Raw genomic sequence first — 26,743 nt, 5'->3', positions numbered from 1 at the left:
ACATAGGAGATATGTAAATGCGCATCGCGCAAGTTGCTCCGCTGACAGAAGCCGTTCCACCGAAACTCTATGGCGGCACGGAACGGGTCGTGCATTGGTTGACCGAAGAGCTGGTGGCGCAGGGGCATGATGTTACGCTGTTCGCCAGCGGCGACTCTCAAACGTCAGGCAAGCTCGATGCGGGCTGGCCGAGGGCGTTGCGGCTCGATGGCTCTGTCCGCGACCCCAACGCACTCCATATGGAAATGCTCGAGCGCGTAAGGCGAAAATGTGACGACGACGAATTCGACGTTCTGCATTTCCATCTCGACTACTATCCGTTCTCCCTGTTCTCCCGCCAACCCACGCCGTTTCTCACGACGCTGCATGGCCGTCTGGATTTGCCGGAACATCAGCCTACCTTCACGACCTTCTCCAAGATTCCCGTAATTTCGATTTCGAATGCGCAGCGGCGCCCGGTGCCGCAGGCGAATTTCGTGCGCACGATCTATCACGGTCTTCCGGAGAAACTGCTGACACCGCAGCCGATCACCCCTGGCTACCTCGCCGTGCTCGGGCGTATCGCGCCGGAGAAGGGCGTCGACCGCGCCATCAAGATCGCCATCCGCGCGGGCATCCCCTTAAAAATCGCAGCCAAGATCGACCGCGCGGATGAGGACTATTACGAACAGGTTGTCCGCCCGCTGATGGATCATCCGCTGGTCGAATATATCGGCGAGATCAGCGACCGGGAGAAGCCGGAATTCCTCAGCGGCGCCTATGGCCTGTTGCTGCCGATCGACTGGCCCGAGCCGTTTGGCCTGGTGATGATCGAAGCGATGGCCTGCGGCACGCCGGTCATCGCCTATAACCGCGGCTCGGTGCCGGAGATCATCGACGAGGCTCTCACCGGCTTTATCGTCGAGGACGAGACCAGCGCAGTTGCTGCGGTGGGTCGTCTCGCCGGCATGGACCGTACGGCGATCCGGAAGCAGTTCGAAACCCGCTTCACCGCCCGGCGCATGGCCCTCGATTATGTAGCCACCTATCGCAGCATGGTGGAGCATAAGGCACCGCTGCGCCTGGTCAGCAGTGCTGAGTAATCTGAAGCGTATATGAAGGCATCAAGGGGTGGCCCGCCGGGCCACCCCTTTCCATTGTGGCCTGCTGCGAGATCACTGACCCGCTGTACAGCCCGCGTGGCATTTGCGAGATAGATAGTGGTAATCCGGTCACGGCAGGTGCCGGGATCGATCATCCGCACATGTTCTCGCATTCCGACAGGGCATCATGACCGCCGTTTCCCGCTTTGAAATCATCCTGCTGCTGATGGCCGTCATCGTGTTGCTCGACATGCTCGCGCGGCGGTTTCAGCTTCCGCGCGCCGCTGCCCTGATCCTTGGCGGGATCGGCTTCGCGATGATCCCTGGCACCCCCGATGTCGAAATTGACCCTGAACTGGTGCTGGTGCTGTTTCTGCCGCCGCTACTGATGTCGAGCGCCTGGTTCACCTCCTGGCGCGATTTCCGCGCCGATTTGCGCATTATCCTGCAGCTCGCCGTCGGCGCCGTCTTCTTCACCACCCTCGTGGTCGGCGTGGTCGCACATTGGGTGATGCCATCCCTGCCCTGGGCCGCCTGTTTTGCGCTCGGCGCCATCGTCTCGCCACCGGATTCGGTGGCGGCCAAGGCCGTGCTGCAGAGCGTACCGCTCCCGCCGCGCATTATCGTGCTGCTGGAGGGCGAGAGCCTGGTCAACGATGCATCGGGCCTGGTGCTGCTGCGCTTCGCTATCGCGGCGGCGCTAACCGGCTCGTTCAGCGCCGCCGCGGCCACCGTGAGCTTCTTCTCGGTCGCGATCGGCGGCCTGCTCGTCGGCATCGTATTCGCTTTCGCCGCGATTCTGGTGATCAGGCGCATCAAGGAAATCGACCTGACCATCGCCTGGACTTTCCTGGTCGCCTGGATCTCCTATATCGCCGCGGAAAAGCTCCACGTCTCCGGAGTCCTGTCCACCGTCGCCTGCGGCATGATCCTCGGATGGAAGCAGCACGAGTTCTTCGGCGCTGCGACGCGCACCCGCGCCACCGCTGCATGGAGCGTCGTCGTTTTCGTCCTGGAATCTCTGGTGTTCATCCTGATTGGCCTGTCGCTGCGCGGCGTGCTGTATCGGCTCGGCGGCTATGACGCGCTGGTGGCGCTGTTGCCGGCGACAGGGGCAATCATCGCCGCGGTAATCCTGGCCCGCTTCGCCTGGATGTTTCCCGGCACCTATCTGCCGCGCATGCTGATGCCGAAGCTGCGCGCCCGCGATCCCTCTCCACCATGGTCGGTGCCGTTCATCATGAGCTGGGCCGGACTGCGCGGCGTGGTCAGTCTCGCCGCCGCGCTGTCACTGCCGGAAGGATTTCCGGGGCGTGACGTCATCCTGGCGATCACCTTCGCGGTGATTCTGGTGACGGTCCTTGTCCAGGGCTCGACGCTGGCACCGATCGTGCGCCGCCTCGTGAAAACTGGCGGCACCCATACTCCGCATCACTCCAAACTCAGCGAGGCGCAGGCGCGCGCGCGAGTTGCAACCGCGCAATTTTCTGCCGTCGAGAAGGCGTCACGCAATGATGACGGCACACATCGCCATCCGCGCCTGTTCGAGCAATATACCTATCGCAAGGGCGCCGCGGCGCGCTATGCCGAAGAGGCTGAAACGCTCTCGTCGCAGCGCATCGATCACTTCAAGACGGTGCTGGCCGCCATCGAAGCCGGCCGTGCAGAGCTCCTGAAGATGCATCGCGCCGGCGAAATCCACGACAGCGTGCTGCATTCTATCGAGGAAGGCCTCGATCTCGAAGAAGTCAACGCAAGACGTTTCCTCTAAAGCCACGTTTCCTCCAAAGCCATTCGCTGTCGAGACTTCCCAGCGGCCATCACAGGCTCTAACCTTCATGGTCAAGCGCCGAACAAGGCGCGGCATCCGGGAGAAAACATCATGAGACTTCAAGGCCTGTCTACCATCGTCACCGGCGGCGCATCGGGCTTCGGCGCCGAGATCGCGCGCTCTTACGCCCGCGAAGGCGCCAAGGTTGTCATTCTCGATTTGAATGCCGAAGGCGCGAAGAAGGTCGCAGCCGAAATCGGCGACAGCGCGATCGCCTTCGGCGGCAGCGTCACCCGCAAGGCCGATGTCGATGCCTCGGTGAAACTCGCGGTCGAGAAGTTCGGCAAGCTGGACGTCGTCGTCAACAATGCCGGGTGGACCTTCCGCAACAAGCCCTTGCTCGAAGTCACCGAAGAGGAATTCGACAAGGCGTTCGACATCAATGTGAAGTCGATCTTCCTGATGACCAATGCCTGTGTGCCGGTGATGAAGAAGCAGAAGAGCGGTCGCATCATCAATATCGGCTCGACAGCCGGTGTCCGGCCACGCCCGGGCCTGACCTGGTACAACGCCACCAAAGGCGCGGTGAACCTGATGTCGAAATCGATGGCCGTGGAACTCGCGCCCGATGGCATCCGCGTCAATTGCATCGCGCCAGTGATGGGCGAGACCGGCCTGCTGGAATCCTTCATGGGCGTGCCGGATACGCCGGAGAACCGGGCCAAATTTATCGGCACGATTCCGCTCGGCCGCATGTCGCGCCCCTCGGATATCGCCAATGCCTGCGTGTATCTGGCGGGCGAGGAATCCGAGTTCCTCACCGGCGTGATCCTGCCGGTCGATGGCGGGCGAACAATCTAGAACGAGAAAATTCGTAAACCATCGAATCCAGTCAGATTCGATTTACCACGCGCGTTAAGCAGTTCACCGGCCATTCATGCGATGGTCGCGCCATGATCGGGGGATGAACCTCGGCAGGGAAGGCGTCAGGGTCAGGCCGGTCAACGGTCTGGCCCTCCTCTTCGGGGAAATCATGGCACAAAAGAAGAAACCGGCTCCGCGCAAGAAAACTGCTGCGCCCGATGTGGCTCACCCCGCTTCTGCAGTCGTGACAATGGCAGCCCGTAATCTGATCAATATGGCGATTGTGTCCGCATCCTGCGCAACCACTTTGCTGACGCTGATGGCCGTGCTCAAGTTCCAGACCGCCTGAGCGGCGATCACTTCATTTCGTTGAGCAGCGTCGGGATCAGTTCCGACACGGTCGGATGGATCGGCACCGCCCATTGCAACTGGGTGTAATCGGCGCCGGCATTCATCATGTCGAGAATCCCATGGATCGCCTCGTCGCCTCCGGTGCCGAGGATCGCAGCTCCCAGAATCTTCTTCGTCTCAGCATCGACCACAACCTGCATCATGCCCGCCGTCTCGCCCTTCTCGACGGCGCGGCCCACATGGGTCATCGGCCGGTTGCCGATCAGCAATTTCTTTCCTGTGGCCTTTGCCTGCGTCAGCGTCATGCCGACGCGGCCAAGTGGCGGATCGATAAACAGCGCATAGCCGGGAAGGCGATCGCTGACGCGGCGGCTTGCGCCATCGAGCAGGTTGGCGGCAATGATCTCAAAGTCGTTGTAAGCCGTATGCGTGAAGGCCCCGCGGCCGTTGCAATCGCCCATCGCAAAAATGCCGGGTACATTGGTGGCGAGACTGTCATCGACGTTAATATAGCCGCGGGCATCCACGGCGACGCCGGCCTTGTCGAGACCGAGATCGTCCGTATTCGGACGACGTCCCACCGCGAGCAGAACATCACTGCCGATGATCTCCGGCGCGCCTTCGATGCAGTCGACACCGACAGCCACGCCGTCCGGATGCGGCTTGAAGGTGATGCATTCGGCGCTGGTTCGGATATGGATGCCTTCGGCGAGCAGAATATCGCGGACCGCTTCCGAGATTTCCGCGTCCTCGCGCGAAACCAGATACTTTCCCTTCTCCACCACCGTCACTTCGGCGCCAAAGCGCCGGTGCATCTGCGCGAATTCCAGGCCGATATAACTGCCGCCGATCACCACCAGATGTTTCGGTACCCGATCGAGCTGCAGGATGCCTGTATTGGTCAAGTAGGTGACGTCGTTGATCCCCGGCATGTCAGGCACAATGGCGCGTCCGCCGACATTCAGAAAAATCTTCGGCGCGGTCAGCAATTCGTCGCCCACGCGGATCGTATCCGCGGACTCGAAGCGTGCATGGCCGTAGATGACCGTGCATTTATCCATGCCGCGCAGCCAGCTTTCGACACCATTGCGCGAGTCATGGATCACCTTGTCGGCGCGCGCCTTCACGCGGGCCATATCGATCCGAACAGGCGAATCGATCATGACGCCATACTCGGCACCGCGACGCGCGAGATGCGCTGCATAGGCGCTGGCCACCAGCGTCTTGGTCGGCTTGCAGCCTGTATTGACGCAGGTGCCGCCAAACAGATGGCGCTCGATGATCGCGACCGACATGCCGGCAGATGTGAGCCGACCGGCGAGAGAAGGCCCGGCCTGCCCCGCCCCGATGATGATGGCGTCGAAGCGCATGATTTCAGCTCCCAACCGGCACAGCCAATGCTGCGCCGTGACGAGAGACTATCGTTGGAAACGGCATCGGCCAACGGATGGCCGATGCTTCAACGACGAAAATTCCCGAACCGCTTAGGGCTTGCCCGCAACCGCAGGGGCGCGCCAACGCGCCCAGAGCCGCTCGAACAAGGGCAGAAGCCCCCGCGGGGTGACCAGAATGACGGAGATCACGACGATACCGTAAATGAAGTAATGCAGGCCGGGCAGCGTGCTGCCGAGCTTGCCGCGCAGGATTTCGCCGAGTGGCACCAGCAGCAGCGCGCCCAGCGCCGGGCCATAGGCACGGCCGAGGCCGCCGACCGTGGCGAACAGCACGATCTCGATGGTGATGACGGGCGAGATCAAGAGGTAAGGATCGGCAAAAGTGAGATAGCGCACATATGCAGTGCCGACGACGGAGGCGAGCATCGCCGAGATCACCATGGCGGTGATCTTGTAGCGCAGGATGTTGACGCCGATGGCCTGCGCCGCCTTCTCGTTGTCGCGGATGGTGCGCAGATAATAGCCGAGTGGGGAATTGAGGATCGCGACATTGACCAGCACGCAGATAGCCGCCAGCCCCAGCATCATCCAGAACGCGCCATGACCGCCGCCGAACTGAAACGCCAGGAAATTACCGGTGTCCTTCGGCAACAACAGCCCGGACGCGCCGCCGAGGAAGTCCCAGCCCTCGACCACGATGCTGCCCATTTCGGCGAAGGCCAGCGTGATCAGCACGAAAGAGAGATGACCCAGCTGGAAGCGGAAATCGATCCAGGCGATCACCGCACCGAGCACACCCGAGATCAACGCCGAGATCACGAGACCCAGCCACATATTGATGCCGAGCTTGAGCAGGAGTGCGGCCGAGAACATCGAGCCAATGCCGATGAACAGGCTGTGGGCCAAAGAAATCTGCCCGGCCATGCCGCCGACGATATTCCATGACGAGGCCAGCGCCACATAGACCAGCGCCAGCGTGAGAATGTGGACGTAATAGCTCGACAGCACGAAGGGCATGATGGCGGCGATGGCCAATGCGCCCCACCAGATCGGCGACGCCAATGTCTTGTAGAATTCCTCTCTCATCGCGCCGAGCTCCAGGTCAGGCCCTTCGGGAGAAACAGCATGATCGCCACGAAGATAATGTACGGCAGCAACAACCCGATCGGGCCGTCGAGATAGATCGTGCCGAAGGCCTCGGCGATGCCGATGATCAGGCCGCCGAGCATGATGCCGACAAAATTGGTCATTCCGCCGAGCACCACGACCAAGAGTGTGATCACCGTGTAGCGCAGGCCCTGGGTCGGCTGGATCGGCGTACCGGGCAGCAGCAGGGCCGCGGCCAGTGCGAGAATGCCGATGCCAAGCGCGAAAGTCAGCACCTGGACGCGGCCGACATTGATGCCCATCAGTGCCGCGGCGTGGGCATTCTGATGCACGGCGCGGATAGAGCGGCCGAAATCGGTCGAGCGCAGCATGATGTAGAGGCCGATGGCCAGCGCGAAGGACACGACGAAGGCGACGATATGCGGCACCCGCAGCACCACGTCGCCGAGAATGATCAGCTTGGATTCGACGAAGGACGGCGTGCGGGCGGGCTCGCCGCCGAACACCATCAGGATGCCGTTCTGCAGCACAAGGCTGAGACCCAGCGTAAGCTGCACCACCATCAGGAACTGATGCCCGACCATCGGCCTGATCAGGAAAATATAGACCAGCGCGCCGATAGCAGTCATCAGCGGCACGGTGATGATGATGGACACATAGGGATCCATGGCGAAGGCGGAATACAGCGCAAGGCACATGAACATGCCGAGCGAGATGAAATCGCCATGCGAGAAGTTGACGACGCCCGAGACGCCGTAGACGAGCCCCATGCCCAGCGCCAGCAAGCCATAGGTGGCGCCGATCAGAAGGCCTTGGGCGAGAGCCTGATAAAGTTCGGTCACATCACTCTCCGATTACAGACCAAGATAGGCGCTGCGGGTGCGCGGATCGTTCTTCACGGTCTCCGCATCACCCTCGACCGCCACCTGCCCGCGCTCCAGCACGTAGCAGCGCCTGGCGTGGCGCAGCGTCAAATTCAGATTCTGCTCAACCAGCAGGATCGTCAGCCCGTCCGCATGCAATTTGTCGACAATTTCGAAAATGTACTGCACGAACAGCGGCGACAGACCGAGCGAGGGTTCATCGAGCATCAACAACTTGGCTTCCGCCATCAGCCCGCGGCCGATCGCCAGCATCTGCTGTTCACCGCCCGACAGTGACCCGGCGTTCTGGGTCAGCCGCTCGCCGAGTCGCGGGAACAGCGCAATGACTTTCTCCATCTGCTGCGGACGATGCTTGCGCGCATGCGCGTTGATGCCGCCCAGCAAAAGGTTCTCGCGAATGCTCATTTCCGGAAATACCAGGCGGCCTTCCGGCACCTGCACGATCCCCAGCTCGACACGCGCCTGCGGCGTCAGCTTGCTGATGTCCTCGCCGAGAAACAAAATGCGGCCCGATATCGGCTTGACCATGCCTGACAGCGCATTGATCAGCGTGGTCTTGCCGGCATTGTTGGCGCCAAGCAGGCCGACGATCTCACCAGCAGTGATTTTGGCATTGATGTCGCGCAGCACCGGCACGCCGCCATAGCCTGCGACCAGATTATCGATCTCAAGCATCGAGATGATCTCCGAAATAGGCATCGACGACGCGCTGATCCTTGAGTATCTCGGCAGGCGTGCCTTGCGCGATCTTCTCGCCGAAATTGATCACCACCATGCGCTGCGCGAGCCGCATGATCACCGGCATCACATGCTCGACCATCACAACGGTGACGCCCTGCTTGTTGAGCTCCTCGATGATCGCGATCGGCGCCGCGGTCTCGGCCATGGTCAGGCCGGCCATCACTTCGTCGAGCAGAATGCAGCGCGGATCGGTGGCGATGCACTTCGCCAGCTCCAGCAGCTTCTTGTCCTGCAGCGATAGTGTCGCCGGTGTCTTGTGCTCCTTGCCGCCGAGGCCGACGCGCAGCAGCGCCTGCGCCGCATAATCGATGGCCTCACGCATCGGCCGGCGCGTCAGTGCAGCGGTCGTGACGACGTCGAGCGCCGTCATGTCGGCAAAGGACTGAACGATCTGGAAGGAGCGCATCAATCCGCGGCGCACCAGCCGATCCGGCGACACCCCGATAATGCTTTCGCCGTCATAGACCACGTCGCCCGCGCTCGGTGGAATGAAGCCGGAGATCACACCGAACAGCGTGGTCTTGCCAGCGCCGTTCGGGCCAATGATGCCGAGAATTTCGCCCTTCTCGACGTCGAAGCTCACCGCGTTCAGCGCAACCAGGCCGCCGAACCGCCTGGTGATGTTGGAGACTTCCAGAAATGCCACAGCCGTTTACTCTTTATGTTGCGCTCAGCCTCGATATCGAGCCGATCAAGCTTTCGGCCGCGGCGGAACCTGGGCGAATTCCTTCGGGAATACGACCTGCTGATCCTGCTCCGGGGTCCACTGGATGAACATCGCTGAACCGTCCTTGAGCAGGCGATCTTCCGCGAATTGCAGGCCCTTCGGCTTGGCAATGTAGAGATTCGGATCGCCCGCCGGAATGTTGACGTTCTTCAGCGCGTCGAGCAGCGCATCGCTCTGCAGCGACTTGGCATTTTCAAGCACCTGCTGCAGCACGCGCGCGGCTTGCGCATATTGCACGGCGCCCTGACCGATTTTTTCGAGCTTGGCCACATCGCGCAATTCCGTGACGATCTTCTGCATCGACTCGATCTTGGCGCCGGCACTGAATCCAGTCATGCCGAACAGGTTCTTCGTCAGCACGGCCTTGCCGATCTCGGGGCCGAGATCCTTCCAGAGCGACAGATCCGAATAGCCGCCGGTGCCGCCGCAGAAGATGCTGCCATGATAATTCAGATTGTAGCGCGCCTGATGCAGCAGGATGCCGTCACGCGGCGTCACCAGGCCGACAACGACATCGGGTTTGAGCGAGCGAATGCGAACCATCGCTGCGGTCTGATCCTGCGCACGAATATCGAGCGCGGCTTCGCCGATGATCTGGATGCCGCTGGCCTTCAGCTTCTCGACCAGGAACTTGTTGGACTGCTGACCGGCCTCGTAATTCGAATAGGCCATGACGGCAGTCTTGATCGGAAACTTGAAATCGTCGCGCAGCGAGATCACGAAATCATGCATCGTCTGCGCGTAGCCGCGGTCATAGGGGTATCCCAGCGTGAACATGTAGTTCGACTGCGAGCCGCCGGCCCAGACCGACAGCGTCGGAATCTTGGCTTCGTCGACCACCGGCGTCAGCGCCAACATCTGCGCGCTGAGGATGGTGCCGGTCAGAAGGTGCACCTTTTCCTCGGTGATCAGGCGCCGCGCCTCGGCGGCGGTGCGCGCGGGCTGGCTGGTATCATCCGCCAGCACCAGTTCGATCCTGGCCCCACCCTTGCTCTTGATGCCGCCTTCGGCATTGATCTTCTTGATGATGTATTCGAACGCCGGCTGACCTTCCTGAGCATAGGCGGCAAGACCGCCACTCATCGAATTGACCATGCCGATGCGGATCGCCGGCTCGGCAGCGCCGGCACTGCGAATGAACGGCGCAGCGATCGGCCCTGCCAGAACGGCAGAGGCACCAAGTCCAAACGTGCGGCGGGTCATGGTCATGGTCATATCCTCCGATGCGCAACGTCGCTGAAACGGCGTGCTTTCTTGTTCTGTTACTGTGCGCTGAAGTGTTGAACACTGCGTTGCAAATTGGGAGTCTGCATATCGCAGTCAGACAGCATTTTTCGGACTTAGCCGCGTTTACGCAGCTGCGTCAAATTGCGGCGCACGGAAATCGCGAATGAGGGCCATGCGTGCGTGACAGGGCTTTCATATTCGAGCAATCGCAAAGCCTGCACGCGGAAAATGCACAACCGTTGTACCGACATCGTGATCGTCACGACGCAGAGCGACGCTTTCATGATCCGCAGAAACAAATGCACCGATGACGGGATCAAAGCCCCAATCGGTCGGCGTGACGGACAGCATCATGCCTTCCGTAAAAAGCTGCCCCTGATCGGCGGCAATATCATTGTGAGCTGGATGAGGTGTCATCACAGGCTGACAGAGCCGCGCGGTCTCCAGCGCCTGTTCGGGCAACAGCTCCTCAACCGTTCCGTGCCCAACTGAGGCTACCCGGTCCATCCAAGCAAGGACGCGCGGATACCCGGCAAGGCCTTCGCTCTCACCAAGATTGCCGCGTGCATACCAGAGCGGGTGATAGACGGCGAGATCGGCCAGTGATGGCGCGCTGCCGAGCAGGAATGCGTCGCCATGCGTGAGCCAATCGCTGAGCGAGAGAAGATGAATGCGAAACTGGTCACGCAGATCGGGAAGCTGCGCGCGCATCTTCACGCTGTCCCAGCCATCGAACTTGCCCGACGTGAAACTCGCGCGATCGGCATGCAGCTCCGGCGGGAAATGGTCGCCGTTGATGCCGAACACGAGACCGAGCGCAGTGGCGAAGAGCGCGCTATCGGCCCAGGCCGCAATGATATCGGCCTGACCGCGCGTGTCCGCCGGATAAAGCGTCGGCTCGGGAAAACGCCGCTCAAGCTCCGCGAGAATGCGGCGCGTATCGCAATAGATGTCGGCGCCGATTTGCAGCACCGGAATACGGCGATAGCCTCCGGTGAGCGGCACAAGCTGTGGCTTCGGCGCGATCCGCGGCTGGATCACCGAATGCCAATGCAGGCCCTTCAATCCGAAGGCGATGCGCACCTTCTCGGCAAACGGCGAACGCGGATAGTGATGCAGAACAAGATCGGTCGCCGTCACTGCATCCCTTGCCTGTCAGCTATGTCGCATGTATTGCCGTCGCCGCACTGGCGGGATACATCGCCTCGAATTCGGCGATCGGATGCGGAAGCCCATCCGGACCTATGATTTCAACATCCCAGCTGCCGTCATGGAGCAGCTCTCTGGCCTTCTTGACAGCTCCGGCAGCGTTGTCGCGGCGGAGTGAAACAGTCCCTGACGTATCGGTTCCCTTAACGAAAAACGGCAAGTCACGTCCTCCCTGTGTGAGGCGCCCCGAGATGCGAGGCCGTGCGCGACGTCTCGATCGCGCCACTCCGCACATCAGACCACAGGAGTCGTGACAATTCCAGCGACTTGCCGAGGCAGTGACGCCTATACCGCTATACAGACGCGCGCTGCGCTGCGGGACGGGTCAGCACGAAGAAGACGAGGGTGCCGACAGTCAGGAATACCGCCATTGAGATTAAAACTGCGGGCAATCCCCAGGCGGCTGCGATCGGACTGGTCACCGACTGCATCACAGCAGTGCCGAGGAAGAACGACAGGTTGGCCGCAGAGAGCGCCTTGCCAATATTCTCGGCAGCGACGACCTGGCGGATCATTGCGTAGACGAGCGGCTGCATCGCAACGAGAAGGCCGATGACCACAAGGAGGCCGGTATCGACTGCCACGGGCATCACGGGCAGGCCGAAAAGCGTGGCCAACGGATAGCCCGGAGCACCGAGCGCCATCACGAGCAGCAGCGCCGCGGCACATAGGTTGACCGTAAAGAGCAACGCGCGGCGATGACCAAGCTTGCGATCAAGCAAGCCCGACAGCGCCGGCCCGATCACCAGCGCCACTGTGAACAGCGCCAGCACATTGCCCGCCTCTATCCGCGACAGTCCCTTGATGTTCATCAGCCAGGGCCCGGCCCAGAGCCCACGCAGCACAAGCTGAACTGCAAGCGACACGAAAGCGAGGATCACGATGCCGCGCACCGCACGCGACACACCGAGTTGCAGAACCGAAACCATCTCGCCGAGAAGCGCCCGAGGCTGGCCTTCGGAACGTGCTGCCGGCACCATGACCGCGATCAGCATCGCCACGACAATCGCCGCTGCGGCGGCAATCCAGAAGCCGGCGCGCCAGCCCCAATGCTCGACGACGTAAGCCAGCGGACTGGCCGACAACAGCAACCCGGCGTTACCAAATGACAGGATGATGCCGGACCACAGGCCGAACTGCGTCGGCGTCAGCCGCTTTGCCGCGAGCGTCATCGGGCACATCAACATGCCCGACGTCGCCATGCCGATCGTTGCCTGCGACACGAAGAACGATAGCGGCCCGGTCGATAGCGCCGCGATCGCCGCGCCGCAGACCGTGCCGGCGAACAGCACGAGCGACACCGTGCGGATGCTGTAGCGATCCAGCGCGACGCCGACCGGGATCTGCAGCAGCGCGAAGAAAAAATGATAGGCCGAGGTCAGCGCGGCCAGTGTCTGCGGCGTGACGCCGAGATCGACCGACATCAGATCGATTGCGACCGCAGGCGTGGTACGCAGCATGTTGGACAGCACGTGCCCGCATGTCAGAATGAGCATGGCGGCCACGAGGGCCACGCTCACGGGCGGGTCGATAGCAACGGGCCTAAAGGCGGAGGAATCGGCAGCACTGGTCATGGCGCTCGCCTACGCGGAAACACGGCGCGCAGCAACCACCACGAACGCCGTGGCGGTTATGCTCTCCTGATGTTGCGGTGCAGCTTATGCGGCCGATGCCTCGATCCGGATGGGGATCGATTTATAGGCCGGCGTTCCCGACTTCGCGTCATGCTGATCGAGCGACACCAGCACATTGGCTTCAGGGTAATAGGTCGCCACCGATCCCTGGGGGATGTTGTAGGCCACTGCCGTCACCCGCCGCATGGCGCGCGACACACTGCCCGGCCGATCCAGCACGACATCGATAAGATCGCCATGGCTCAGCCCGCGGCTGGCGAGATCCTGCTCGTTGACGAACACGATATCACGCCGCCCGGTGATGCCCCGATAGCGGTCGTTCATGCCGTAGATCGTGGTGTTGTACTGGTCGTGGCTGCGCAGCGTCGTCAACGTCAACGCGTTCTCCGTCGGACCATCCTCATAGAGGCCGGAGAAGACCAGGAACTGCGCCTTCTTGCTCGGCGTCAGCCATTCTCGCTCGGAAGCCGCGTTACGCAGGCGGAAGCCGCCGGGTTTCTCGATCCGTGCATTGTAATCCTCGAAAGCCGGAAAGACCGACTCGATCGCGTCGCGGATCTTGCCGTAGTCAGCGACGAAATCGAGCCACTTCACCTTGGTATTCGGCAGCGTGGCGACGGCCATATCGGCAACGATGGCCGTCTCCGACTTCAGATGCTCGGACGCCGGCTTCAAGCCGCCGCGCGAGGCATGCACCATCGACATTGAATCTTCCACCGTCACCAGTTGCGGCCCCGTCGCCTGCACGTCGATCTCGGTACGGCCGAGGCATGGCAGGATGATCGACTCCTTCGCAATCAGAAGATGCGAGCGATTGAGCTTGGTGGCGATATGCACCACGAGATCGAGGCTACGCATCGCCGGATAGGTCTCCTCGGGATCTGACATCGCGACCGCGAGATTGCCGCCAAGACAGATTAACGCCTTCGAACGTCCATCACGGATCGCCTTCACCGACGCGACAGCGTCGTGGCCGTGTGCGGTTGGTGGCTCGAAGCCGAACGTGCGCCTGATACCATCAAGCAACGCGGCGTTCGGGACTTCGGTGATCCCGACTGTACGATCACCCTGCACGTTCGAATGGCCGCGCAGCGGCGAGATACCTGCGCCGGGGCGGCCGATATTTCCGCGCAGCATCAGCAGATTGGCGATCTGCTGCACATTGCCGGTGCCGTGGCGATGCTGGGTGATGCCCATGCCGTAATTGATGATGACGTTCTTCGCCTTGGCGTAGATGCTGCCGAGATTCTCGATATCCGCCCGCGGAAGGCCCGAGGATCGCTCGATCGCATCCCATGACGTCGCGTCGAGATCGGCAAGCAGTGCATCAATGCCTTCGGTATGTTCCGCAATGAAGGCGCGGTCGAGTATACCGGGGCCACCTTGCGCAAGGCTCGCGGCATCGAGCGCCACGACAGCCTTCATCATACCCTTCAGCACAGCAACGTCGCCACCAACCTTGATCTGATAATAGGTCGACGAGATTTGCGTCGAGCTGAGCGTCAGCATTTCCGCCGGATGTTGCGGCGACGTGAACCGCTCCAACCCGCGCTCGCGCAGAGGATTGATCGACACGATCGCCGCACCGCGCTTGGCGCATTCGCGCAGCGTCGTCAGCATGCGCGGATGATTGGTGCCGGGATTGTGCCCGATGCAGAACACAGCGTCCGCATGGTCGAAATCCTCCAGCGTCACCGTGCCCTTGCCGACGCCGATGGATTCCGGAAGGCCGACGCTGGTGGCCTCGTGGCACATGTTGGAGCAATCGGGGAAATTGTTGGTGCCGTATTCGCGCACGAATAACTGATACATGAACGCTGCTTCGTTGGAGCAGCGGCCTGACGTGTAGAACTCCGCCATGTTCGGATCGGGCAAAGCGCGCAAGCCGGCACCTATCCGTGCCATCGCGTCCTCCCACGAGATCGGAAGATACTTGTCGCTAGCCCGGTCATAGGCCATCGGATGGGTGAGACGCCCCTCGTTTTCGAGGTCGTGATCATGCCACTCCCAGAGCTCGCTCACCGTGTGCGCCCCGAAGAACTCCGGCGTCGTACGCTTGGCCGTCGCCTCCCAAGACACGGCCTTGGCACCGTTCTCGCAGAATTCGAATGACGACGTATGTTTCGGATCGGGCCACGCGCAGCCCGGGCAATCGAAGCCGTACGGCTGGTTCATCGTCAGCAGGCCGTGCGTTTCGTTGACCACCGCCATCTGTCCGCGCACCGCGTCGGCAACGGCTTTCAATGCACCCCAACCTGCCGCAGCGCCTTTGTAATCCTCGACGCCCTGAACCTGCTTCTTCGCCATCGCGATCTGTCCTTCGTCGTCAGGGCCCATATGGCCGATCTAATTCCGTCTCGTAGCATTAATGGCTGCAATACAGCGAATAGATGCCATCAACTTTGATTGACCGACGCCTGCGCTGTATTGAACGATACGAATGCAGTGACACCTGTTCACCAAGACTATCGCCCGATTGATATTTTGAATGGAGCGCCGATGACCTCTTCTTCCTTGTTCAGGCCGCTGAAAGTCGGCCCGTATCAATTGAATCACCGGGTGGCGATGGCGCCGCTGACGCGCATGCGTGCGGAGAAGCAGAGCCTCGCGGCCTGGGCCCTCAACGCCGAATATTACGCGCAGCGCGCGACCGAAGGCGGATTGATCATCGCCGAGGCGTCGCAGGTCATGCAGGAAGGGCAAGGCAGCCCGAACACACCGGGTATCTATACGAAGGAACAGATCGCCGGCTGGCGTCAGGTCACCGATGCGGTACACGCCAAAGGCGGCATCATCTTCCTGCAACTGTGGCATGTGGGCCGTGCGTCACATTCATCGTTCCAGCCCGGCGGCGGGCTTCCGGTCGCGCCGTCAGCCATTGCGATCGACGCTACCACGCGGACGGCTGCAGGCGAGACGGTATCTTACGAAACACCTCGCGCCCTGAAGACCAGCGAGATTCCCGGCATTATCGACGCCTACCGACAGGCCACGCGCAACGCCAGGGAAGCCGGCTTCGACGGCGTCGAGGTGCACGGCGCCAACGGCTATCTGCTCGAACAATTTCTGCAGACCCGGAGCAATCAGCGCACCGACCAATATGGAGGCTCAATCGAGAACCGCGCCCGCCTGCTGCTCGAAGTGACCAATGCGGTCATCGGTGCATGGAGTGCAGATCGTGTCGCCGTCCGCCTGTCGCCCTATGGTGTCTCGAATGACTCCGGCGAAACCGATCCGATGCCGCTCTACAGCTATGTGGTCCGTGAACTCGACAAACTCGGCCTTGCCTACCTCCATTTCGTCGAGCCCCGCACCAGCGGCGTCGGCCGCGCGGAAGTGTTTCATAACAATGTACCCAAGGCCTATGAGCTGTTCCGGCCGATGTGGAAAGGCGTGCTGGTTACTGCCGGCGGTTTCGACGGCGCCTCCGCCGAGGAGGCCGTCGCTTCCGGGAATGTCGACATCATCGCCTTCGGCCGCCCGTTCATCGCCAATCCGGACCTGCCGGAGCGTATCAAGCGGAAGGCACCGTTCACGCCGTATAACCGCGCCACCTTCTACGGTGGCGGCGTGGCGGGTTACACCGATTATCCGGTGCTTGGCGCAGGTTAGTGCTGCTGATTATTCAATAGAAAGCAGTTCTGGCGCGCTATAGGCTGTGTACGGCCCGCAGCGGGCCAGGAGTATCGCCCATGGATTCCACCCTCTCAGCCGCCGAGCTCGACGATCGCATCGCCATTCTCCGCGACAATATCCGGCAGTTGATCGAGCAGGCCGCGGCGGCCTCCGGCGAGAACAATGAGGAGCGCGTCGCGGATCGGCTGGCTCAGCAGAATGAGGAGCTGGACCGGCTGATCGCCCAGCGCGACGCTCTCGGCAAATAGCGAGGTCGCCTGGGCTGCTGGTCGGGCCTGCCCCGTTGTCGGGCGGGATGCGTAAAACCACGGCTTTTCCTGTGGTAAACTTGCGGCTAGTTTGGACGCATGAACGTTCAAGCCAAAATCGACATCAAGCACTCCACCTGCCCGCATGATTGCCCCTCCGCCTGTGCCCTTGATATCGAGGTGATCGGCGGAAATACGATCGGCCGGGTCCGCGGCTCCAAGGAGCAAAGTTATACCGCTGGCGTCGTCTGCGCGAAGGTGGCGCGCTACGCCGAGCGCATCCATCACCCTGAACGGCTGATGTATCCGATGCGCCGCACGGGGCCGAAGGGCACCGGGCACTTTACGCGCATCACATGGGACGAGGCGCTCGACGAAATCGCGACGAAATTCAACGAGGCCGAACGCGACTTCGGCGCGGAATCGGTTTTCCCTTACTACTATGCCGGCACAATGGGCCTAGTGATGCGCGACGGCATCAACCGCCTCGCCAATGTGAAGAAATATTCGCGCTTTTACTCGACGATCTGCTCGACCATCGCCTGGGCCGGTTTTTCTGCCGGCACCGGCAAAGTCGCCGGCGTGGATCCGCGCGAAATGGCGAAGTCGGACCTGATCGTAATCTGGGGCACCAACCCCGTCTCGACGCAGGTCAATGTGATGACCCACGTCTCGCGCGCCCGCAAGGAACGCGGTACCAAACTGGCGGTCGTCGACATCTACGACAACGACACCATGAAGCAGGCCGACATCAAGATCCTGCTGCGGCCGGGTACTGATGGCGCCTTCGCCGCCGCCATCATGCATGTGCTGTTCCGCGACGGCCTGGCTGATCGCGACTATCTGGCCACATACACCGATGCCTCGCCGGAATTCGAGGCGCATCTCGCAACACGGACGCCGGAATGGGCGTCGAACATCTGCGGCGTGCCGGCGGCCGAGATCGAAGCCTTCGCGCGCCTGGTCGGCGAGACCAAACGCAGCTATTTCCGCCTCGGCTATGGCTTCACCCGCAGCCGCAACGGAGCCGCGCAGATGCATGCAGCGCTTTGCGTGCCCACCGTGACCGGCGCCTGGCAATATGAAGGCGGCGGCGCTTTCTTCAACAATGCCGCGATCTGGAAATTCGACAAAACGCTGATCGAAGGCCTCGACGTGCTCGACGAGAGCGTTCGGCGTCTTGATCAGTCGAAGATCGGCCGAATCCTGACCGGCGATCCCACGGCCCTGCACAACGGCCCGCCGGTCAAGGCGATGCTGATCCAGAACACCAATCCGATGACAGTGGCGCCGGAACAGGCCTTGGTACGGCAGGGCTTTGCGCGCGAGGACCTGTTCGTCGCGGTGCATGAGCAGTTCATGACCGAGACCGCCATGATGGCCGACATCGTGCTGCCCGCGACCATGTTCATGGAACATGACGATCTCTATTACGCCGGCGGCAACCAGCATATTTCGGTGGGCGCCAAGCTGATCGATGCGCCGGAGGAATGCCGCTCGAACCATCAGGTGCTGCAGGGTATCGCCGAACGCCTGGGCGCGAAACATCGCGCCTTCGACATGCACCCGCGCGAGATCATTGACGAGACGCTGCGGGCCAGCGGTCGCGGCGGCATCGAAGGGCTGGAAGCGGACAAATGGCGCGATATCCAGCCGGATTTCCGCACCTCGCACTATCTCGACGGCTTCGCGCATGCCGACGGCAAATTCCATTTCAAGGCTGACTGGTCGAAAGTGCCTATGCCCAATGCCGGGCTGATGGGCGCATGGGACGAGATGCCATCCTTCCCCGACCACTGGGCCGTGATCGAACACGTCGACGATGCACACCCGTTCCGGCTCGCGACCAGCCCGTCGCGCTCGTTCCTCAACACCTCATTCAACGAGACACCGTCATCGCAGGCCCGCGAAGGCGCACCAAGCGTGATGATGCATCCGGTCGATGCGGCCAAGCTGGGAATCGCCGACGGCGACGCCGTGACGCTCGGTAACATGCGCGGCGAGACGACATTGATCGTCCGCATCTTCGACGGCCTGCGCCGCGGCGTGCTGATTGCGGAATCCGTGCATCCCAACAAGGCGCATATCGGCGGCCATGGCATCAATATGCTGACAGGCGGCGAAGCCGTCGCGCCCTATGGCGGCGCAGCGTTTCACGACAACAAGGTGTGGGTGAAGAAGGCTCCTTGAGCCAAGAAGCGCCGGCCGCGCGCTCCTTCTCCCCGCTCTGCGCCGGGAGACGTTAAGATTAGCGCGCATCCTCCAGAATCATATCCGATGCCTTCTCCGCGATCATGATGACCGGCGCGTTGGTGTTGCCCGACATCAGGTCCGGCATGATCGAGGCGTCGATGACGCGCAGGCCTTCCAGCCCACGCACGCGCAGCCGCTGATCGACGACCGCTTTCGCATCATTGCCCATGCGGCAGGTCGAGGTCGGATGATAGACCGTGCTGCCGCGCTGGCGGCAGTAGGCGAGCCACTGCTCGTCGGTTACCGTGCCGGGGCCGGGCTCGACTTCCTTGGTCACGAAGGGCTTCATCGCCGGCGCATTCAGCATCTTGCGCAGGATTTTCAGACCTTCGACATTGGCGGTGCGATCGGTCTCCGTCGCCAGATAATTGATCCGGATCGCCGGCGGCACCGAGGGATCCGCACTCTTGATGCGCAGCGAACCACGGCTTTCCGGGCGCAACTGACAGACCGAGGCCGAGAAGCCGGAAAACGGATGCAGCTTCTCTCCCATCTTGTCGGTGGAGAACGGCAGGAAGTGGATCTGGATATCCGGCGACGCCATGCGCGGATCGGTCTTGAAGAAGGCACCCGTGGTGCCGGCGGCATAGGTCAGCGGTCCCGTGCGAAACGCCGCGTATTGCAGACCCATCATCGCCCTGCGCACGGGGTGATTGACGAAGTCGTTGAGCGTGATCTTTTGCGGGCATTCCATCACCATGCGGACCTGCATGTGATCCTGCAGATCACTGCCGACGCCGGGGGCATCGAGAAGGACCTCGATGCCGTGCTCCTTGAGCAGATCGGCGGGACCGACGCCGGAGAGCTGCAGCAGCTGCGGTGAATTATAGGCCCCGCTCGACACCAGCACTTCCTTGCGGGCGCGCGCCTTGCGCACCACGCCGTGCTGCTTGAACTCGACACCCACCGCACGCCTGCCTTCGAACAGGATGCGCTGTGCCAGCGCTTCGGTCTCGACGCGGACATTGCCCTGCTTCAATGCCGGGCGCAGATAGGCCCGCGCGGTGGAGGCGCGGCGGCCACCTTTGGTCGTGGTCTGAAACCAGCCAGCGCCTTCCTGCGTGGCGCCGTTGAAATCGTTGTTCACGGGAATGCCGGTCTCGGCAGCAGCGGCGATGAAGGCCTCCGACAGCGGATCGGGGCAGCGCGAATCCGACACCGGCAGCGGGCCGCCGACGCCGTGATACTCGCTCGGCCCACGGGTCTGATTTTCCGCTTTCTTGAAATAGGGCAGCACATCGTCGTAGCCCCAGCCGGTATTGCCGAGCTGACGCCAGCGATCGTAATCCTCGTGCTGGCCGCGCACATACAACAGTCCGTTGATCGAGCTGGAGCCGCCGAGCACCTTACCACGCGGCTGAAACACCGAGCGCCCGTCGAGACCCGGTTCGGGCTCGGTCTGGTACATCCAGTTGACGGATTTTTCCTTAAAGAGCTTGCCATAGCCAAGCGGCACGTGGATCCAGATATTGCGATCCTTCGGGCCAGCTTCGAGCAGTAGCACCGAATGTTTGCCGGAGGCCGAGAGGCGATTGGCCAGCACGCACCCGGCCGAACCGGCACCGACAATGATATAATCCGCCTCAATCGCATCAGGCGACGCGTGACGCGCCGACGCAGTTTGACCGCTCATGTTTCCCCCGACTGTTTTCAGCAACTGAAAACGGAAATGGCGGGGAAGTAAATGGGCGCGGCCGGAAGCATGGCACGCATGCGGCCAGAACCGTCGCAACGCGAAGAGCCGGAGACTGCTGACATAAGCTCCCTCTCCCTGCAGTGCGGGGAGAGGTTAAGAAAGAACGAGGCCTCAGCTATAACGACTGATCGCAAGATCCTTTACATCCAGATCCGGCGCCCTGCCGGAGATCTGGTCGGCGAGCACGCGCGCGGTGCCGCAGGCCATAGTCCAGCCGAGCGTGCCGTGGCCAGTGTTGAGGTGCAGATTTCCGAGATGCGTCGGGCCAACGATGGGCGGGCCATCCGGCGTCATCGGCCGCAAGCCGCTCCAGAATGTGGAGCGCGACAGATTGCCGGCGGTCGGGAACAGGTCGGTCACCGACTTGTCGAGCGGCATGCGGCGCGGTGCAAACGGCACAGGGTGATAGTCGCCGACTTCGGCAGTGCCGCCGACGCGGATGCGGTCGCCGAGGCGCGTGATTGCCACTTTATAGCTTTCGTCCATGATGGTCGATTGTGGCGCGACACTCTCATCGGTGATCGGCACAGTGATGGAATAGCCCTTCACCGGATAGACCGGCGCATCGATGCCGAGCGGACGCAGCAATAGCGGCGAGAAGCTCCCAAGCGCCATCACATAGGTATCTGCCGTGAAGACACCCTTGTCGGTCGCGACCTGCGCGACACGGCCGCCGGTGACATCCACCGACTTGATGGTCGTTTCATAGACAAACTTCACGCCGAGTCCCGCTGCGATCTTTTCCAGCCGCTGCGTGAACAGATGGCAGTCGCCGGTCTCGTCCTGGGGCAGACGCAAGCCGCCGACGAACAGATCCTGCACGCCGGCGAGGCCCGGTTCGTATTTCACGCAGCCGGCGCGATCGAGCACTTCATAAGGCACGCCATATTGCTTGAGCACATCGATATCGCCGCCGGTTGCATCGAGCTGCGACTGCTTGCGGAACAGCTGCAGCGTACCCTGGCTGCGATCGTCATAGGTGATGCCGGTCTCGGCGCGCAGCGCGCGCAGGCAATCGCGGCTGTATTCGGCGATGCCGACCATGCGCGACTTGTTCAGCGCATAGCGCGCGCTGGTACAATTCCGCAGCATCTGCAGCATCCAGCGCCACTGGTGCGGATCGGCCTGGGGCCGCACCACCAGCGGACCATATTTGTCCATGATCCAGCCAAGCGCCTTCTTCGGCACGCCGGGACCGGCCCAGGGCGAGGCATAGCCGGGCGAGACTTCGCCGGCATTGCCGAACGAGGTTTCCAGCGCCGGGCCGGGCTGACGGTCGATCACCGTCACCTCATGGCCGGCCTTGGCCAGATAATAGGACGTGGTAACGCCGATCACGCCCGCGCCGAGAACCAGAACCTTCATCGCACCGTGCCTCCAGACCGGGCGGTCCACCGCACATCGATCTCATCCGAGTAAATTCGTTCATAGCGCTGACCGAGCGAGGTCAGCATTTCATAGCCAATGGTGCCCGCTGTTGCGGCCAGCGCATCGAGCGACTGGTGCTCGCCGATGATTTGCACTTGCGATCCCCGTGCCAACATGCCGGCGGGCAGATCGCCAAGATCGACAGTCAGCGAGTCCATCGAGACGCGTCCCGCAACTGCCAGCCGGCGCCCGCGAAAATAGACCGCGCCGCCATTGCCGAAAGCGCGCTGCAATCCGTCGGCATAACCGATCGCCAATGTCGCGAGGCGGGTCGGCTGCGGCGCGCGGAAAGTCCAGCCATAGCCGACATGGGCATCGGCCTCGATCTCGCGGGTCTGGATCACCTGCGCGGTGAGACGCACCACCGGCAGCATCGGATTGCTTTGCGCGGGATTGGGATTGAGACCATAGAGCGCGGCACCGGGACGGACGAGATCGTGATGATAGTTGCGGCCGAGGAAAATGCCGGACGAATTGGCGAGAGATTTTCGCGCAGCAGGGAAGCGTTTGGCGAGTGTCTGAAACGCCGCAAGCTGATGCGCATTGGCCGGATGCGCCGGCGTATCGGCACAAGCGAGGTGGCTCATCACCAGCTGGACATCTAGAACCGACGTATCCCTGCCGGCGAGATCGGCGACTTCGCGCGGCGACATGCCCAGCCGCGACATGCCGCTATCGACCTGAATGACCGCCGGGAGAACACGACCGCGGTGCCGCGCCTGATCCGACCAGGCATCAAGCTGTTCGCGCGAATTGAGCACCGGGACGATGCCGGCATTGGCACAATCGGGCTCGCCGCCCGCCGGCAAACCATTCAAGACATAGATCGTAACGTCGTCTGGCAGATGCGTCTGGATATCCAGGGCTTCGTCGAGATGCGCCGTGAAGAAGGCGCGGCAGCCGGCCCGATAGAGCGCCGGTGCGACACGGTCGGCGCCCAGCCCATAGGCATCGGCCTTGACCACGCCGGCACAGGTGACGCCGGGTCCGACGCGTTCGGCCAGCAGCCGGTAATTGCGTGAGATCGCAGCGAGATCGATGGTCAGCACCGCGCTCGCGTGCCGCGTCCCCGTCCCGCCTGTCCAAGGTGCCAGCATCACATCCCCCGCCACGAATGATCGCAAAGACATTGTCGCATGTCGGGGGCGACGCTTTACGCCGATTTTGGCCGCTGCTAGGCTACGCGGCGCCGATATTCAGCGGATTAGGCGCGAATATTGGTGAATTACTGCAAAATGGAACGCCCATGCCCGCCGCACCGGAACTCGATTCGATTGACCGCAAGATCCTCCGCGAGGTCGTCCAGGATGCCCGTATCAGCCAGCTCGTGCTCGCCGAACGCGTCGGACTGTCGCCGACGGCCTGCACGAGGCGGCTGCACGCGCTGGAAAAGAAGGGTGTCATCAAGGGCTATGCCGCCGAGATCGACGCGTCCGAGCTCGGCTACATGATGACGGTGCATGTCCACATCACGCTCGACAAGCAGAGCGAAGGCGCGCTGTCGGCCTTCGAGCGCGAGATCGCGAAATGCCCCGATGTCGTGTCCTGCTATCTGATGTCGGGCAATGACGACTATCTCGTCCATGTGCAGGCGCGCGACATGGAAGACTATGAACGCATCCACAAGCAGCAACTGTCGCGGATGCCCGGCGTGGCGCGGCTGCATTCGAGCTTCGCGATGCGCAGCGTGGTGAAACGCGGCGTCTCGCTATCGGCGCTGACAGGGTAGGCCTTACGGATGCAAGCCCGGCGCTTCCTGGCCGGTACGCTCGACATATTCGGTATACCCGCCGCCATATTGCTGGATGCCGTCCGGTGTCAGCTCCAGCACGCGGTTCGACAGTGCCGCCAGGAAGTGGCGGTCATGCGAGACGAACAGCATGGTGCCTTCGTAGTCCGCCAGCGCCTTGATCAGCATTTCCTTGGTGGCCATGTCCAGATGGTTGGTCGGCTCGTCGAGCACCAGGAAATTCGGCGGATCAAACAGCATCTTGGCCATCACCAGACGCGCCTTCTCGCCGCCCGACAGCACGCGGCAGCGCTTCTCGACATCATCGCCGGAGAAGCCGAAGCAGCCTGCCAATGCGCGCAGCGTGCCCTGGCCCGCCTGCGGGAATGAGTCTTCGAGATTCTGGAAGATCGTGCGTTCGCCATCGAGCAGATCCATCGCGTGCTGCGCGAAGTAGCCGAGTTTGACGCTGCCACCGATGGTGACATTGCCGTTGTCGGGTTCTGCCGCGCCGGTGACGAGCTTCAGCAGCGTCGACTTGCCGGCGCCATTGATGCCCATCACGGCCCAGCGTTCCTTGCGACGCACCGAGAAATCCAGCCCTTCATAGATGGTGCGGCTGCCATAGGCCTTGTGGATGTTCTTGAGGCTGACGACGTCTTCGCCGGAGCGCGGCGCCGGCAGGAAGTCGAACGACACGACCTCGCGGCGCTTCGGCGGCTCGACGCGCTCAATCTTGTCGAGCTTCTTGACGCGGCTCTGCACCTGAGCGGCATGCGAGGCGCGCGCCTTGAAGCGCTCGATGAACTTGATTTCCTTGGCCAGCATCGCCTGCTGACGCTCGAACTGCGCCTGCTGCTGCTTCTCGTTCATGGCGCGCTGCGCCTCGTAGAACTCGTAGTCGCCGGAATAGGATGTCAGCGATCCCGCATCGATCTCCATGATCTTGGTGACGATGCGGTTCATGAATTCGCGGTCATGCGAGGTCATGAGCAGCGCCCCCTCGTAACCCTTCAGGAACCCTTCGAGCCAGATCAGGCTCTCGAGATCCAGATGGTTCGACGGTTCGTCGAGCAGCATCACATCGGGGCGCATCAACAGAATGCGCGCCAGCGCGACGCGCATCTTCCACCCGCCGGACAGCTTGCCGACATCGCCCTCCATCATTTCCTGCGTAAAGGACAGACCAGCAAGCACTTCACGGGCACGGCCTTCCAGCGCGTAGCCATCGAGTTCCTCGAAGCGGGCCTGCACCTCACCGTAGCGCTCGATGATCTTGTCCATATTGTCGGCCTGGTCCGGATCGGCCATGGCCGTTTCCAGTTCCTTCAGCTCGGTGGCGACCACGCTGACGGGACCGGCGCCCTCAATCACCTCGGCGACCGCGCTATGGCCGGACATTTCGCCGACATCCTGGCTGAAATAGCCGATGGTGACGCCGCGCTCGACCACCACCTGGCCCTCGTCGGGCAATTCGCGGCCGGTGATCATGCGGAACAGGGTCGTCTTGCCGGAACCGTTAGGACCGACCAGGCCGATCTTCTCGCCCTTGAGCAGCGCGCCGGCGGCTTCGATGAAGACGATCTGATGACCGTTCTGCTTGCTGATATTATCGAGGCGGATCATTGGCGTATGGGCTCACGGGACAGGGATTAAGGCCTGCCAATAAGGCATCCGGCCTTCGTACGGAAGGATATTTTGCGCTGCAAAAGCCGATCCAGCCGGTATGGTATGCGGGCAATACTCGGAATCAGGGGCCATCGATGACGCAGACCATTCAACCGACACCATCAACGGTCCATTGGGGCTATTTCGACGCCACAGTGAAGCCGATCGCCACGATTGAGCCCGGCGAGATCATCGTGATGAACAGCGTCAGCGGCGCCAACGACCATTTGCCGACAGATACCGGAATGACGATCCGCCCGGAGTTGCTGGCCATTGGGGATGCCCTCACACCGGAACTCGGACCACACATCATGACCGGCCCTGTCGCCATCAGCGGCGCCATGCCGGGGGACGCGCTTCGTGTCGAGATCCTCGATGTTCAGCTCGCGGACGACTGGGGCTATATGCTGTTCAAGCCGGGCATGGGGACGCTGCCCGACGACTTCGATTCGTTCCGTCGCATCCATATCGGCCTCGACCGCGCCACCGGTGCAGTGAAAACGCCGTGGGGCATGACCCTGCAGGCTGCGCCGTTCTTCGGCGTGATGGGCGTCGCGCCGAAGCCCGCAGCGGGCCGCCTCAGTTCGACGATGCCCTCCCATTTCGGGGGCAATATGGACAACAAGGAACTGGGCGCCGGCAGTACATTGTATCTGCCGGTCTGGACCGAGGGCGGGCTGTTCTCGTGCGGCGACGGCCACGCCGTACAGGGCGACGGCGAAGTCTGCGTTACCGCCGTGGAGACCGGCCTCACCGGCACATTCAGGATCGACCTCGTCAAGAATGCGCAGCTCGAAGCACCCTATGCCGAGACCCGGGATCACCTGATCACCATGGCGTTCGATCCCGATCTCGACGAAGCCGCACGCGTCGCGCTGCGCCGGATGATCGCCATGATCGTCGCGCGCACCACGCTGACATCCGAAGAGGCCTATTTCCTCTGCAGCCTTTCCGCAGATGTCCGCGTCACCCAGCTGGTCAATCTCGACAAGGGCATCCATGTGATGATGCCGCTTGCGATCCTGAACCAGGCAAAACGCTAGGGCCGATCGACATTCATTGGTTCCAGATCATTGCTGCGGCGAGGTGGATGA

22 protein-coding genes are annotated in these 26,743 nt (G+C 62.0%); 9 read left to right on the top strand and 13 right to left on the bottom strand.

Annotated elements, in window-relative coordinates:
- The first annotated feature begins 17 nt into the window (after positions 1–17).
- From ACEK02_RS13725 to ACEK02_RS13710, 4 genes are all read left to right on the top strand, one after another.
- A complete protein-coding gene (locus ACEK02_RS13725) occupies positions 18–1,082 on the top strand; it encodes a glycosyltransferase family 4 protein (protein ID WP_371422236.1) in 1,065 nt (354 codons plus the stop codon).
- 187 nt (positions 1,083–1,269) lie between these two features.
- Entirely contained in the window at positions 1,270–2,853 is a 1,584-nt protein-coding gene (locus ACEK02_RS13720; protein ID WP_371422235.1) for a Na+/H+ antiporter, read from the top strand.
- Between the two features lie 111 nt (positions 2,854–2,964).
- Positions 2,965–3,714, top strand: coding sequence for a glucose 1-dehydrogenase (locus tag ACEK02_RS13715; protein WP_371422234.1), 750 nt, complete (start codon positions 2,965–2,967; stop codon positions 3,712–3,714).
- 103 nt (positions 3,715–3,817) lie between these two features.
- A complete protein-coding gene (locus ACEK02_RS13710) occupies positions 3,818–4,066 on the top strand; it encodes a hypothetical protein (protein WP_371422233.1) in 249 nt (82 codons plus the stop codon).
- 7 nt (positions 4,067–4,073) lie between these two features.
- Here the strand turns inward: ACEK02_RS13710 and ACEK02_RS13705 are convergent, their stop codons facing one another.
- From ACEK02_RS13705 to ACEK02_RS13665, 9 genes are all read right to left on the bottom strand, one after another.
- The gene (locus ACEK02_RS13705) at positions 4,074–5,438 is read right to left on the bottom strand and encodes an FAD-containing oxidoreductase (RefSeq protein ID WP_371422232.1); all 1,365 of its coding nucleotides are present in this window, start codon (positions 5,436–5,438) and stop codon (positions 4,074–4,076) included.
- Between the two features lie 114 nt (positions 5,439–5,552).
- Positions 5,553–6,548 carry a branched-chain amino acid ABC transporter permease gene (locus ACEK02_RS13700; RefSeq protein ID WP_371422231.1) on the bottom strand — a complete coding sequence of 332 codons (996 nt, stop codon included), beginning with the start codon at positions 6,546–6,548 and terminating at the stop codon, positions 5,553–5,555.
- A complete protein-coding gene (locus tag ACEK02_RS13695) occupies positions 6,545–7,411 on the bottom strand; it encodes a branched-chain amino acid ABC transporter permease (protein ID WP_068737690.1) in 867 nt (288 codons plus the stop codon). The genes ACEK02_RS13700 and ACEK02_RS13695 overlap by 4 nt, the downstream gene beginning before the upstream one ends.
- A 12-nt stretch (positions 7,412–7,423) precedes the next feature.
- Entirely contained in the window at positions 7,424–8,128 is a 705-nt protein-coding gene (locus ACEK02_RS13690) for an ABC transporter ATP-binding protein (RefSeq protein ID WP_371422230.1), read from the bottom strand.
- Positions 8,121–8,840, bottom strand: coding sequence for an ABC transporter ATP-binding protein (locus ACEK02_RS13685; protein ID WP_371422229.1), 720 nt, complete (start codon positions 8,838–8,840; stop codon positions 8,121–8,123). Before ACEK02_RS13685 ends, ACEK02_RS13690 begins: the two co-directional genes overlap by 8 nt.
- A 45-nt stretch (positions 8,841–8,885) precedes the next feature.
- Complete coding sequence (locus ACEK02_RS13680; RefSeq protein ID WP_371422228.1) at positions 8,886–10,130, bottom strand: ABC transporter substrate-binding protein; 1,245 nt, start codon at positions 10,128–10,130, stop codon at positions 8,886–8,888.
- Between the two features lie 210 nt (positions 10,131–10,340).
- Positions 10,341–11,288: a glutathione S-transferase family protein gene (locus ACEK02_RS13675; RefSeq protein ID WP_371422227.1), complete on the bottom strand. Its 948-nt coding sequence runs from the start codon at positions 11,286–11,288 to the stop codon at positions 10,341–10,343.
- A 362-nt stretch (positions 11,289–11,650) separates the two neighbouring features.
- Positions 11,651–12,931, bottom strand: a complete 1,281-nt coding sequence (locus ACEK02_RS13670) for an MFS transporter (RefSeq protein ID WP_371422226.1) — start codon at positions 12,929–12,931, stop codon at positions 11,651–11,653.
- Between the two features lie 84 nt (positions 12,932–13,015).
- Complete coding sequence (locus ACEK02_RS13665) at positions 13,016–15,298, bottom strand: FdhF/YdeP family oxidoreductase (RefSeq protein WP_371422225.1); 2,283 nt, start codon at positions 15,296–15,298, stop codon at positions 13,016–13,018.
- A gap of 192 nt (positions 15,299–15,490) precedes the next feature.
- On the opposite strand from ACEK02_RS13665, the gene ACEK02_RS13660 reads away from it, so the two are divergent.
- The 3 genes from ACEK02_RS13660 to ACEK02_RS13650 all read left to right on the top strand — a co-directional run bounded on the left by ACEK02_RS13660 (position 15,491) and on the right by ACEK02_RS13650 (position 19,065).
- The gene (locus tag ACEK02_RS13660) at positions 15,491–16,603 is read left to right on the top strand and encodes an alkene reductase (RefSeq protein WP_371422224.1); all 1,113 of its coding nucleotides are present in this window, start codon (positions 15,491–15,493) and stop codon (positions 16,601–16,603) included.
- 80 nt (positions 16,604–16,683) lie between these two features.
- The gene (locus tag ACEK02_RS13655) at positions 16,684–16,875 is read left to right on the top strand and encodes a hypothetical protein (protein ID WP_371422223.1); all 192 of its coding nucleotides are present in this window, start codon (positions 16,684–16,686) and stop codon (positions 16,873–16,875) included.
- A 99-nt stretch (positions 16,876–16,974) separates the two neighbouring features.
- Positions 16,975–19,065 carry a molybdopterin-dependent oxidoreductase gene (locus tag ACEK02_RS13650; RefSeq protein ID WP_371422222.1) on the top strand — a complete coding sequence of 697 codons (2,091 nt, stop codon included), beginning with the start codon at positions 16,975–16,977 and terminating at the stop codon, positions 19,063–19,065.
- Between the two features lie 58 nt (positions 19,066–19,123).
- On the opposite strand, the gene ACEK02_RS13645 is transcribed toward ACEK02_RS13650, so the two are convergent.
- The 3 genes from ACEK02_RS13645 to alr all read right to left on the bottom strand — a co-directional run bounded on the left by ACEK02_RS13645 (position 19,124) and on the right by alr (position 23,349).
- On the bottom strand, positions 19,124–20,761 hold the full coding sequence (locus ACEK02_RS13645) for a GMC family oxidoreductase (RefSeq protein ID WP_371422221.1): 1,638 nt from the start codon (positions 20,759–20,761) through the stop codon (positions 19,124–19,126).
- A 174-nt stretch (positions 20,762–20,935) separates the two neighbouring features.
- Positions 20,936–22,189 (bottom strand): D-amino acid dehydrogenase, encoded by a 1,254-nt coding sequence (locus ACEK02_RS13640; protein WP_371422220.1) that lies wholly within the window; start codon positions 22,187–22,189, stop codon positions 20,936–20,938.
- Positions 22,186–23,349, bottom strand: a complete 1,164-nt coding sequence (gene alr / locus ACEK02_RS13635) for an alanine racemase (protein WP_371422219.1) — start codon at positions 23,347–23,349, stop codon at positions 22,186–22,188. Before alr ends, ACEK02_RS13640 begins: the two co-directional genes overlap by 4 nt.
- 149 nt (positions 23,350–23,498) lie before the next feature.
- Between alr and ACEK02_RS13630 the strand changes: the two genes are divergently transcribed.
- Positions 23,499–23,981 carry an Lrp/AsnC family transcriptional regulator gene (locus ACEK02_RS13630; protein WP_371422218.1) on the top strand — a complete coding sequence of 161 codons (483 nt, stop codon included), beginning with the start codon at positions 23,499–23,501 and terminating at the stop codon, positions 23,979–23,981.
- A gap of 3 nt (positions 23,982–23,984) precedes the next feature.
- Here the strand turns inward: ACEK02_RS13630 and ACEK02_RS13625 are convergent, their stop codons facing one another.
- A complete protein-coding gene (locus ACEK02_RS13625; RefSeq protein ID WP_371422217.1) occupies positions 23,985–25,607 on the bottom strand; it encodes an ABC-F family ATP-binding cassette domain-containing protein in 1,623 nt (540 codons plus the stop codon).
- 137 nt (positions 25,608–25,744) lie between these two features.
- Here ACEK02_RS13625 and ACEK02_RS13620 point away from each other — a divergent pair, with 137 nt between their 5' ends.
- Positions 25,745–26,692, top strand: coding sequence for an acetamidase/formamidase family protein (locus tag ACEK02_RS13620; RefSeq protein ID WP_371422216.1), 948 nt, complete (start codon positions 25,745–25,747; stop codon positions 26,690–26,692).
- Positions 26,693–26,743 lie beyond the last annotated feature (51 nt).

It is taken from the genome of Tardiphaga sp., from assembly GCF_041424195.1.
Taxonomy (GTDB): Bacteria; Pseudomonadota; Alphaproteobacteria; order Rhizobiales; family Xanthobacteraceae; genus Tardiphaga.
This window is presented reverse-complemented; position numbering and strand designations above follow the sequence as displayed.

Coding starts and splice junctions, on each gene's coding strand:
- ACEK02_RS13725 (WP_371422236.1), top strand. CDS start 18: ATGCGCATCGCGCAAGTTGCTCCGCTGACAGAAGCCGTTCCACCGAAA.
- ACEK02_RS13720 (WP_371422235.1), top strand. CDS start 1,270: ATGACCGCCGTTTCCCGCTTTGAAATCATCCTGCTGCTGATGGCCGTC.
- ACEK02_RS13715 (WP_371422234.1), top strand. CDS start 2,965: ATGAGACTTCAAGGCCTGTCTACCATCGTCACCGGCGGCGCATCGGGC.
- ACEK02_RS13710 (WP_371422233.1), top strand. CDS start 3,818: ATGAACCTCGGCAGGGAAGGCGTCAGGGTCAGGCCGGTCAACGGTCTG.
- ACEK02_RS13705 (WP_371422232.1), bottom strand. CDS start 5,438: ATGCGCTTCGACGCCATCATCATCGGGGCGGGGCAGGCCGGGCCTTCT.
- ACEK02_RS13700 (WP_371422231.1), bottom strand. CDS start 6,548: ATGAGAGAGGAATTCTACAAGACATTGGCGTCGCCGATCTGGTGGGGC.
- ACEK02_RS13690 (WP_371422230.1), bottom strand. CDS start 8,128: ATGCTTGAGATCGATAATCTGGTCGCAGGCTATGGCGGCGTGCCGGTG.
- ACEK02_RS13680 (WP_371422228.1), bottom strand. CDS start 10,130: ATGACCATGACCCGCCGCACGTTTGGACTTGGTGCCTCTGCCGTTCTG.
- ACEK02_RS13670 (WP_371422226.1), bottom strand. CDS start 12,931: ATGACCAGTGCTGCCGATTCCTCCGCCTTTAGGCCCGTTGCTATCGAC.
- ACEK02_RS13665 (WP_371422225.1), bottom strand. CDS start 15,298: ATGGCGAAGAAGCAGGTTCAGGGCGTCGAGGATTACAAAGGCGCTGCG.
- ACEK02_RS13660 (WP_371422224.1), top strand. CDS start 15,491: ATGACCTCTTCTTCCTTGTTCAGGCCGCTGAAAGTCGGCCCGTATCAA.
- ACEK02_RS13655 (WP_371422223.1), top strand. CDS start 16,684: ATGGATTCCACCCTCTCAGCCGCCGAGCTCGACGATCGCATCGCCATT.
- ACEK02_RS13650 (WP_371422222.1), top strand. CDS start 16,975: ATGAACGTTCAAGCCAAAATCGACATCAAGCACTCCACCTGCCCGCAT.
- ACEK02_RS13645 (WP_371422221.1), bottom strand. CDS start 20,761: ATGAGCGGTCAAACTGCGTCGGCGCGTCACGCGTCGCCTGATGCGATT.
- ACEK02_RS13640 (WP_371422220.1), bottom strand. CDS start 22,189: ATGAAGGTTCTGGTTCTCGGCGCGGGCGTGATCGGCGTTACCACGTCC.
- alr (WP_371422219.1), bottom strand. CDS start 23,349: ATGCTGGCACCTTGGACAGGCGGGACGGGGACGCGGCACGCGAGCGCG.
- ACEK02_RS13630 (WP_371422218.1), top strand. CDS start 23,499: ATGCCCGCCGCACCGGAACTCGATTCGATTGACCGCAAGATCCTCCGC.
- ACEK02_RS13625 (WP_371422217.1), bottom strand. CDS start 25,607: ATGATCCGCCTCGATAATATCAGCAAGCAGAACGGTCATCAGATCGTC.
- ACEK02_RS13620 (WP_371422216.1), top strand. CDS start 25,745: ATGACGCAGACCATTCAACCGACACCATCAACGGTCCATTGGGGCTAT.